Below are 9,291 nucleotides of genomic sequence, written 5' to 3' on the forward strand. Positions count from 1 at the left end.
CAAAGAAAGCGAAAGTCTGTCTACGATACTTGCAAGTAAAGTAATTTCCAGAGGGACGATTTGGTCAGACATGATCTGCTTTATCCGTGAATCATCACGTAAACCATACGCAAAAACAGCCACCTGATTTAAAGGTAGCTGTTTGTAGTCGTATATGTGATAGGTTTCCGCTAAATCACAGACAAGAGCATCCTCGTCTAAGCTAATCATCTGAGCAAGGACTAGGATTTTTTTAAGTCATTACTTTTATCAAAGATACTCTTAATATCTGCAAACAATACTTCAGAGTCCACGATTTCATCTTCATCCTCCAAATGTTTTAAAAACGCTAGTGCTTGTTCTTTACCAAATAGAAGATTTAAAAATGTTTCTGTTTCTTCAAGATCTTGCTTTTCAACTTTCGCGACAGATTTGAGAAGATAATAATTTCTCAATCGTTTTTTAGGGATTTTGTACTCAAACCCTGATTCCGTTTTTCCTTTTAAGATTTCTTCCATTTAGTTTACGCTCCTTGAATGTATTCGTAGTGAGTATTTTCGTCTTTGTCTGGTAATGCAGTGATAGTCAATTCATAGCCGATAGGCTCGCCGTCTTTATAGCTGATTTCGCCAATTTCACTCACCTTACCACGAGGAATCACAACACGTTTTGCATAGCCGTTTTTCAACAATGTATCAATAACCAAGCTATGTTCTGGCAATTCTTTACCGTTAGCTTTGACAGTGATACCTGTTTCAAGCGTTCCTGAAACGTTATCTGGCCCATACACTTCTTTCAAGACTTCAACGTTCAGACCTTCAATCAATTTGTATTTGAAGGTGTCTTTTTTTCAGTTTGAGAAGACAAGACTGTTTGTCCGCCCCACGCTTTAACTACTTCGCTTTCTGGCGAGTTCTCATTAGTCACCCCATCTTCTGAAATGTAACCTAGCGTTTTAAATGCAGCATCCAATACTGTTTTGGCATTTAGTGGTAGATTTGTTCCAGTTGGTGCAGTAGATACTGCTCCTCCAATTTTAGGCTTTGCAGCCGTTACATTTGATGCTGATGCAGTCGTCATATTCTTTCCTCCTGTTGATTCTGCATTTGGTGTTCTTACTTCTGGTGCTTCTAATTCTGGCGCCAAAACTACACCTCCTTTTTAAAAATAATTGATGTCATATACCGCTTGATAGCGATATTGCTTCGTTTCCGTGTCTGTAAAGTTGTAGTCACTATTGTGATGCACACCGCTAACTTCGTTGACCGTGATGAGATCCTCAACTACTTTCTTGACTTTCTCATTCAGCTCAGCAGCCTTTTCGAGTGATGGTGCATAACTTTGAAAAGCGAATGTGGCGGAATGAACGTAGTCGCTTCCACCGCTTCCAGTCTTTTCTAAAATGACATAACTTTCAGGCATTTTCGGTTTATGCTCAAAAAAAGACGGAACATCTAACTGTCCGTCCAAAAATTTCTTTATAACTAATTCGATCATCTCATAGCCTTCAGTAAAATATTATGTTTTTTATTTCTAGCCATGCTCTTGATGTCAGTCGTACTAACTTTTGCATTGGCACGCTTCTGCCCTGGCGATACGGTCAATTCAAACCCTTCACCAGCTCGGCTTGCAATCCCTTGCCCCTTTTCTCTCAAAATACCCTGCATTTCGGAAGAACGTAGCAAAGCAGACACGCCAGCCGAGTTCAATTGAAATTTCATATCACTCATAAACTTCAACCATAACCTTTCTATTCCAAGATAATGGAATCATTGACTCAATCCCCTCTTGAGGGATGCCAATCGTCCGCCATTTACGACCAAAAAACTCGACCTCACGGTTTTCCCACTTGTTAGTATCTCCTTTGGGAATACCAAGTGTATATTCCGCCTTTTTCCCAGTCAAATTCATTTGATTGATGACGTCCTCTGATGAAGTTGGAGCAACCAATACATTTTGAACCTCAATCTCAACATCACGATGGATTGGATGACCGAAATCGTCGTTACCAATTTCCACCTTGTCTATTAAAATGACAGGGATTCCTTTTAGGTAGGTCATAAATTTCAATCGCTCCATATCGTTGTTTTTTCTTCAAACCAAGCCTTTTGAGTTCGGTGTCTTTAATAAAGAGACCGCCTCCAGGGACAAGGTAAGAACCACTAAACGAATAACCCAAGGCACTTTCAGATACCTGAGTCATCGGTTCATGGTCTGTTGAGGTCATTAAGGTTCGTGCCACGATATCGACCGTGACAGACTTGGCAACACTAGCGAATGACACGCTCTCAGCTACCATATCATCAAGGTCTTTACCGACTTTTTCAGCTTCAACTCGCAAAGAATTAGATACAACTTCCAACAAAGCCTCGGCCCTTGCACGCTCATCAAATTTCAATGAGCGCCACAACAATTCCAAGTCTTCAATCGTTGCAAAATTTTCCATAGCTTAACCCTTGTTTTCCTCGTACAAGGCTACCAAATCGGATTTTTTTGAACTCTTATCGTAATCAATGCCCAATTCATCCAAACTAGACTTCAATTCCGCTACGGTCATATCTCCTCCGCTTGGTGCCGTATCTTCCACAGGTACCCAATCACCTCCGAGAATACACTCAGAGGCGATTATAACACCTGATTTTAAATCACGGTATAAAGCCATAAAATTTACGCTTTCACACGAGCGAAGGCTTCTTCATCAAGAATACCCCAGCCGATAAAGGCTTCTGCACGTAAACAGATTTCATTGTAAGCTTTAAGGTCACGACCAGCGCCGTCTGGATCCCCGTATTCAATGATTTCCATAGGAATGTTTTCGGCATAGCCCCACTTGAAGCGATTTTGGAAGTCACCTACAATAGCGTGGTCTGTTTCAGCAGTACCGCCATTAACAGTAAGATTCTTATTGATGTCTGATTTCATACCGTAGAATGAATCAGGGTTTTGACCAAAGCGGAACTCTGGATATTGAACAACACCGTTGACTTTGATTTTAGCCAAGTTTTGGCCTGCAGTTGGTGACAAGGCAATACCTGTCACTTCACCACCTTTTGCTACAATTGTTTGAACTGCGGTATCAATATTGTCATCAATATGTGCTTCATCATAATTAACAATATTCCCAGTAATCAATCCGTCAAATGAGTTTGTTGCACGGAAAGAAGCGTCCGTCATTGTTTTTGGTTCCAAACCATGAAGAGCAGCAAGGTCAAAGGCTTCCGCAATCTTCTTAGCAAATCCATCCATATAGGCTGACAAGAAGTTCATTTGTTTTTCTTCTGAAGCATATTTGAACTCATCTGTGATACGAGCTTGATAAACGAATTTAAGCGGTTTAATTACTTTTGAAGTGATTTTAGCTTTACCAGCTTGTTTCTGTTCGCCTTCTCCGACGATTTGCGCATTTCCTTCAAGATTGAAGATGAATTGCTCCACTCCATTGAACGGAATTGGGGTTTGTGCTGACAATTTAGCTAGTACAGATTTACCCTGCACCTTGCTAATCAATTCTTTTACTACTTCTGGTTTAAAAAGCGTTCCAGTTTTCATTGCATTATCTGCCATAATTTCTATTCTCCTTTTGGTTGTAATTCATGAAGCATCTGCTTCATTTGCATTTCTTTGGTATCACCGATAGGTGGTTCAGTATCTCTTAGTGGCGCTTGAGGTGTTGCTGGACGCATAAAACCAGCTAGACGCTCAGCATCAGCCCTCAATGCCTCTTCGTCAGCACCTTGAAGACGGTCAGCTAAGTCATAAGGCAAGCCATTTTGTAAAGCGATACGAGTTCGCAAGCTAGCAGTTTCATAATTGCTCACTTGCCCCTGCAATTCAGTGATTTGAGCGTCTAATCCCGCTCTGGTTTGCTTGTTATCTTCAACAGTAGCTTTCAAAGCGTCATTTTCAGACTCTAGTTCTGAAACACGTTTCTTGAGATCATCATAATCACCGAATTTTTCACGCTCACGTCTGAGACGTTCCTTCACGATGTTATCTAGCTCTTCCTGTGTTTCAATCGTTTTAAATTCAGACATCTTCATGTCTCCTTTCTCCTGCTTTCCCGGCAGTTCGGTAATTTTTTAGGCATCAAAAAAAGCAGTCTCTCAACCGCTCCTCTTAATAACTGATTTTTTGCTTTTTCTTAGGCTTAGTTGTCACACAAGCCCAATGCGCAAGCAAGGCGCTATCCATCAAAGAAATATCCATATCCGCAAAATGCGAGCGATAGCCAAACCCACCGTTTGAACCGATATTCCGCTTCTCACAGTTGGTTGTGATTTTCTTCAAAGACGGTTGACCAGCATGGCACAAGGTCTTTTGATAAATCCCTTGTTCCCACATAGAGTTAGCCACGATGATTTCCTTAACCGTAGGCAATATCACGCTCTTCATACGTTCCTTTTTCAACTCTTCATCAAGGATTTTCTGACCGCTTGCTCCATCGACTACGATAGTAGCCACATCGGCACGCTTGACAAAATCCAAAATCCAGTCATTTCCGTTACGAACTGACTGACAGTCAATCGTCTCAACAAAAATCCGCTCATCTACAGTACGAACAGCAATACTTAATGCCACGTTTGCGCCATCTTGGCCATATTTGACTCCGACAAACAACTTACCTGATAAGTCAGGCATAGAGTCCACACACAACTCATTCCATTCCGTTTCCGAAATAGCAGATTTCTGGTTGTATTCTGGCCAATAACCCAAACGCTGAACATTATGATCTAGCTTATCATCACCAAGCTCAGCTTCTATCTTCCGCTCATTCAAATGGTAACCCATAGAGGGATTGGAGTTATACCAGGCATCGACATCATCGATTTCTTTTTCCTCAGAGACCGACCATTCTGCCCAACCTGAGTATTTTCCTTTCCCAAACAGGCAATTCTTACGGTAATTTGTGAATACCGTCCCATTTGAAACAGGTGTAGGTGGTGTCCCACACATGATTGTGATTGGATTGCTACTATCCGTTACCGTATATTTCAAGGCCGACTCCTGCTCAGTTGTATATTCCTGAGCCTCATCGATAATCATCATGTCAAATCCTTCACCAAGTCCACCATTTGATGTCCTAGTACGAAATTGGATTACACCACCTGTTGAGTAAAGTTCAATTCGCTCTTGTCCCTTAGCTCTGATAGAGTTAAAATCCTCTCCATCCACATACCCCATCTTTTCAAGATATCTCTTAACCTTTTCAAAAGAGGAATGAGAGGTGGATATTCGGTGGGCCGTATGCAGAATGTTCATCCCGTCGTGCAGACCCCAGATTTCAAAAATATAAACAACTTCAGTCTTACCATTACGCCGTGGGATAGAGTAGCCAAACTTCTGATGAACCCATAGGCCATCTTTGTCAACGGCCATCATAGGGGTCAATAGGTTTATCTGCCAAGAGTAACAAGATAACCCAGTTCTTTCATAAAGCTCAATCGCTTCTTTTGCCTTAGAATTTTTCTTGACGTATTTTAAAATTACCGATTGAGTAGGATTCTGATTGCCAAGTTTCTTTCTAGCCATCCACTGCTCCTTTCAATCGTACCGCATGATAACCCTATCGCTGGGATGATTTAATTGATTACGTTCAAAATATAGTTTTTAGCAACATCTAGCATTCCCAATGCCTGCAAACTACTATCCCAGCTATAGCCAAGATTTATCTCACCATCTTTATCCAAAGAAACTACCAATACCGAAGTGTAGTCATGACTAGCCTCAAGATTTTCCTCTAAAATTTCTTTCACAGAAGCACCGCGCTCCAGACTAGACTTTTTCTCTAAAAAATCAATCGTGTTTCCCATCATTACTCCTTTCTAAGCATAATAAAAGCACCCTTACAAGTGCTCTAACATATTATTTTCTATCTGAAAAGTAATCTTCCCAAAATGGATTTTCTTTATCAAAGATTTCAATCTCCTCAGAAGTCATGTTTTGAGGATAATCTTCAAAAAGGTTATAGAACTTCTTTTTATCAAATGTGATAAGCATCAATCCTTTGGCATACCATGAAGTATCAACCCACCAGATTTTATCATCATCGTTTTCCTTGTAACAATACTCTGACCAATTCACTTCTTCGTAATCACTTTTCATGTCCTTCGATACCTTTCATTTGTTTAGATTCAGCTGTGTTAAGGAAACTCAATATGTTATGAAATTCAGGATTGTCTTTTAATGAATTTACATCAATAAGATAGCTATCTACATCATATTTACGTCCCCTTACAGCATGAGATTTCTGAGCCTTAAATCTTTTTTTCAAAACAGTGTCATCAAATGGTTTAAACCCATTTACAATTTTTGATTGAAGCTCCAAATATTCAACTAGATTATCATTCTTCCTAATGATTGCAGCATGCCTACCTGTTGCCAAATAGTATTCATTACCGTTTTCTACATTTTCCAACAATTCCTTTGTAGCTTTGAAATCATTTGTGTTTTTTGCGACATACATCTTAACACCTGGTAGGTTTCCAATCATACTGATTCTACTATTCCTAGAAAAGAAATCGCAACTCTCTCCACCTCTAAAATCTAGAACAGTATATCCACCTTTATTCCCTATATAAGCGAATGCAGCTGATGAACAAGAGCCTTTTGTCTTATCTCCACCACTAATCGCTTGAATAATTTCTTCTTCGGTTAATTTTTTAGAACTTTTCTTGATAGGATTTGAAGTTATCCCTATTTGAAGAGCAAGTTTTCTAACCTGACTAATTTCAGATTGTATCCCTATACTTTTTCTTGTTTCTATTTTATCACTTTTGTCACTTTTACTCCATGCCTTACTCCAAACATTTTGGACCTTTCCACTTTTAGGATCATAATCAACAGTGCATTTACAACGTTTGTGCCTTCGATAAATATCCTTTGGAACTCTTGGGTATTTATAAGTACCTTGAACTTCCTGACACCATTCACAACAATGATAAGCAGCTTTTCTTACAATCTCTGGTTGCAAGCCAGATTTATGATGAAATTCCGCATTTTTCTGGATGCTATCATCAATTATCGATTGAGTAAAGTTCACAACAGGCTCTTCTAATAGCCAACGAACATCATCAAAACTTTCCTCACTTGCTAAACGATTAACCAGACCATCAATTCGGTCTTGATTGAGTTCAGGAACCTGAGCAGCTAACCCTATTTTAGCCTCAGAGTTCAAATTCTTCTGAACTTGTTCAGCATAATCACTCACAAGCTCGTAATTTCGCCCCAGAACGTCCGTCAGCACACGTTGAGCGATATTGTAGTACATTTTACCGTCTGGTAGCGTTTCGTTCGTTAGAGAGGCTCCCAGAGCCTTAGAAAGTATCTCCCCAATTTCAATAGCATATTGATTAGCGTCCAAATAACTTGCCTTGCTATGATGTAGTTTAGACAGCAAGTCTTTCAAAACTTCACTGTCTAGCCTAGCACCTTCAAACTCAGACTTGATTTTCTTGAGCAGGCTCGGAACGATATCCTCCACCATCTGCAACCTCCTTCACTACTGGAGCAGGCTTGTCTGACCCTTTAATTCCAGTCAAATCACGGATGGTTTCAGCATCCATATAACCAGGCACCGCTTGATTCAGTTTGATAACACCATCACCAATCAAGGTCAGCATGTTAGCGTCCGCCTCAAACAAAGGTTCCCACTTCACTACCGTTTTATTGAACTGTTTCCTCAAATACGGAAACTCATCACGTAAACAAGTAGCGACATAAGCCACATTTAGCAAACCAGAGCCTAGAGAGCGCTGAGCTTTTCGACCAGCTAACCGCAAGTTCTCATGACTAGCTTTGATAGCTTCAACAGATGACGGATTATCCGAAACAAATCCAAGATCATCCAAGGTCAATCCCATTTCCCCAGCGAATCCAGCTGCTGCAGTCCGTAACTGCTCAGTAAAAGGAGACATGCTGGACGTGGTGAATTGTCCCACGTTCGGATTGTCCCCTTCATCATCTTTAGTAAAGGTCAGCAAGCTAGATACAGTCGCTTTCCAAGTATCAATCGCCTCAGCATCTTGACTCAACCCCAACACATACTTCTGAGGGAATGAATAGAACTCAGCAGTGACATCTGACCGTTCAAGCGTTCGTTTAGCGTATCTCTGATAGTACATTCCAGCCCGAGTAATTCGTGACCGACCAAACGGACGAACCGCATCAGGTCTATGAATGACTGGCACTAGCAAAGGAACACCCGTTGGATTTCCGATTGCAAACGGCTTACCATCTTTTGGATAGAACCAAGTCACATCACCAGTGAAATAAACCTCAAGCACGGCATAACCATTGTCGTCTCGCTTCAGTACTGCATATCCCTCAGTCAGCAAGCCAGTGATAGGATCCAGAACACCAGTCGCATTGCTTGCCTCGATAACCTGCAACCGAGGAGCGTCATCATCATCCCCTTGCGATATGTAGACAAAACAACACGACCCAATCAATGCTGAAAGGATCGCGCTATCAAAGAATACATCTGGATTGTTCTGAGCAAAGATTTCATTTGCCCCAAACTCATCATTAGCAAACTCACGAAAGACCAAACGGTCTGCTAAGCTATCAACACCCTTAGCAGCCCAACCTAAGACCGCCCGATATTGTTGCCTGATTTGAGGTGGTATCGTAATACCAACATCTATGTCATTGTGTTGCATAGCATACTGATTGTATCTAGTATCTACACCCATTTTGTAATTGGCTAGCTTCTTCCTGAGATAGCCCATACCTTTCAATGTCATTTTATACAACTACCTTTCATTTCCCGCGAGAAAAAATGTACAGTGACGGTGTGAAGCCCTGAAGCACCGAGGGGGAGGGGGTCATCCCCCCCACCTTGGCAGGAACACTCGTCCTTTTTTTCAATCTCTATCTAATTATTTTTTAAAAACAAGGTCTATTTATTTTTGTAAATGATTACTGATGGTTTTAATATTAACTCTTATATTTAAACCAATCTGTACTTTGTGGCAAGTTCCTATTACCAATGACCTTTGTTCCGTTTGTCTTCTCATCAGCATATAGCTTGTCAGACTTCTGTCTATTGCATTGCCAATGCGCCAACTGCAAGTTAGCTATGTCAGATGGATGTCCGTTCTTATTTACTGGAACAATGTGGTCAATGACTGGACTTAATGGATGAGGATATCTCAGGTCTTTGTCTACAGGCTGACCACATATCCCACAAGTGTTTCTTGTCTTTAAGATAATCTTCTTGTTCTTCTCAAAGGCTACTCTATGGGGTCCACTACGGTCCGCTCGGAGGGGATTGGTATTCATCTAGGGAGGGGTCCTTTCTTTTTAAGGGGAGGG

The 9,291-nt window shown here is 40.8% G+C and carries 14 protein-coding genes and 2 pseudogenes; all 16 read right to left on the minus strand.

Annotated features, from left to right (window positions below; all coding sequences use genetic code 11):
* Window positions 1-210: pseudogene (locus SMIDD26_RS13405) on the minus strand (hypothetical protein); the annotation flags it as partial.
* 11 nt (window positions 211-221) lie between these two features.
* Window positions 222-497, minus strand: a complete 276-nt coding sequence (locus SMIDD26_RS10180) for a hypothetical protein (protein ID WP_061440028.1) — start codon at window positions 495-497, stop codon at window positions 222-224.
* 5 nt (window positions 498-502) lie between these two features.
* Window positions 503-1,059 (minus strand): annotated as a pseudogene (locus SMIDD26_RS10185) (phage tail protein).
* 81 nt (window positions 1,060-1,140) lie between these two features.
* Window positions 1,141-1,476: a hypothetical protein gene (locus SMIDD26_RS10190; RefSeq protein ID WP_061440029.1), complete on the minus strand. Its 336-nt coding sequence runs from the start codon at window positions 1,474-1,476 to the stop codon at window positions 1,141-1,143.
* The gene (locus tag SMIDD26_RS10195; protein WP_061440066.1) at window positions 1,473-1,709 is read right to left on the minus strand and encodes a hypothetical protein; all 237 of its coding nucleotides are present in this window, start codon (window positions 1,707-1,709) and stop codon (window positions 1,473-1,475) included. The genes SMIDD26_RS10190 and SMIDD26_RS10195 overlap by 4 nt, the downstream gene beginning before the upstream one ends.
* Complete coding sequence (locus SMIDD26_RS10200; RefSeq protein WP_061440030.1) at window positions 1,702-2,040, minus strand: hypothetical protein; 339 nt, start codon at window positions 2,038-2,040, stop codon at window positions 1,702-1,704. Before SMIDD26_RS10200 ends, SMIDD26_RS10195 begins: the two co-directional genes overlap by 8 nt.
* Complete coding sequence (locus SMIDD26_RS10205) at window positions 1,985-2,425, minus strand: phage Gp19/Gp15/Gp42 family protein (protein ID WP_061440031.1); 441 nt, start codon at window positions 2,423-2,425, stop codon at window positions 1,985-1,987. Before SMIDD26_RS10205 ends, SMIDD26_RS10200 begins: the two co-directional genes overlap by 56 nt.
* A gap of 3 nt (window positions 2,426-2,428) precedes the next feature.
* Complete coding sequence (locus SMIDD26_RS10210) at window positions 2,429-2,641, minus strand: HeH/LEM domain-containing protein (protein WP_061440032.1); 213 nt, start codon at window positions 2,639-2,641, stop codon at window positions 2,429-2,431.
* Between the two features lie 5 nt (window positions 2,642-2,646).
* A complete protein-coding gene (locus SMIDD26_RS10215; protein ID WP_061440033.1) occupies window positions 2,647-3,543 on the minus strand; it encodes a phage major capsid family protein in 897 nt (298 codons plus the stop codon).
* A gap of 5 nt (window positions 3,544-3,548) precedes the next feature.
* Complete coding sequence (locus SMIDD26_RS10220) at window positions 3,549-4,013, minus strand: capsid assembly scaffolding protein Gp46 family protein (protein ID WP_061440067.1); 465 nt, start codon at window positions 4,011-4,013, stop codon at window positions 3,549-3,551.
* An 82-nt stretch (window positions 4,014-4,095) separates the two neighbouring features.
* On the minus strand, window positions 4,096-5,508 hold the full coding sequence (locus SMIDD26_RS10225; protein WP_061440034.1) for a DEAD/DEAH box helicase family protein: 1,413 nt from the start codon (window positions 5,506-5,508) through the stop codon (window positions 4,096-4,098).
* A gap of 50 nt (window positions 5,509-5,558) precedes the next feature.
* On the minus strand, window positions 5,559-5,789 hold the full coding sequence (locus SMIDD26_RS10230; protein WP_050240424.1) for a hypothetical protein: 231 nt from the start codon (window positions 5,787-5,789) through the stop codon (window positions 5,559-5,561).
* 52 nt (window positions 5,790-5,841) lie between these two features.
* The gene (locus tag SMIDD26_RS10235) at window positions 5,842-6,081 is read right to left on the minus strand and encodes a DUF7675 family protein (protein ID WP_061440035.1); all 240 of its coding nucleotides are present in this window, start codon (window positions 6,079-6,081) and stop codon (window positions 5,842-5,844) included.
* Entirely contained in the window at window positions 6,071-7,462 is a 1,392-nt protein-coding gene (locus SMIDD26_RS10240; RefSeq protein ID WP_061440036.1) for a hypothetical protein, read from the minus strand. Before SMIDD26_RS10240 ends, SMIDD26_RS10235 begins: the two co-directional genes overlap by 11 nt.
* On the minus strand, window positions 7,416-8,720 hold the full coding sequence (locus tag SMIDD26_RS10245; protein ID WP_061440037.1) for a hypothetical protein: 1,305 nt from the start codon (window positions 8,718-8,720) through the stop codon (window positions 7,416-7,418). Before SMIDD26_RS10245 ends, SMIDD26_RS10240 begins: the two co-directional genes overlap by 47 nt.
* A 193-nt stretch (window positions 8,721-8,913) precedes the next feature.
* Window positions 8,914-9,258 carry an HNH endonuclease gene (locus SMIDD26_RS10250; RefSeq protein WP_050228905.1) on the minus strand — a complete coding sequence of 115 codons (345 nt, stop codon included), beginning with the start codon at window positions 9,256-9,258 and terminating at the stop codon, window positions 8,914-8,916.
* Between the last annotated feature and the right edge of the window lie 33 nt (window positions 9,259-9,291).

Origin of the sequence: Streptococcus mitis (assembly GCF_001579035.1) — a bacterium.
Taxonomy (GTDB): Bacteria; Bacillota; Bacilli; order Lactobacillales; family Streptococcaceae; genus Streptococcus; species Streptococcus mitis_J.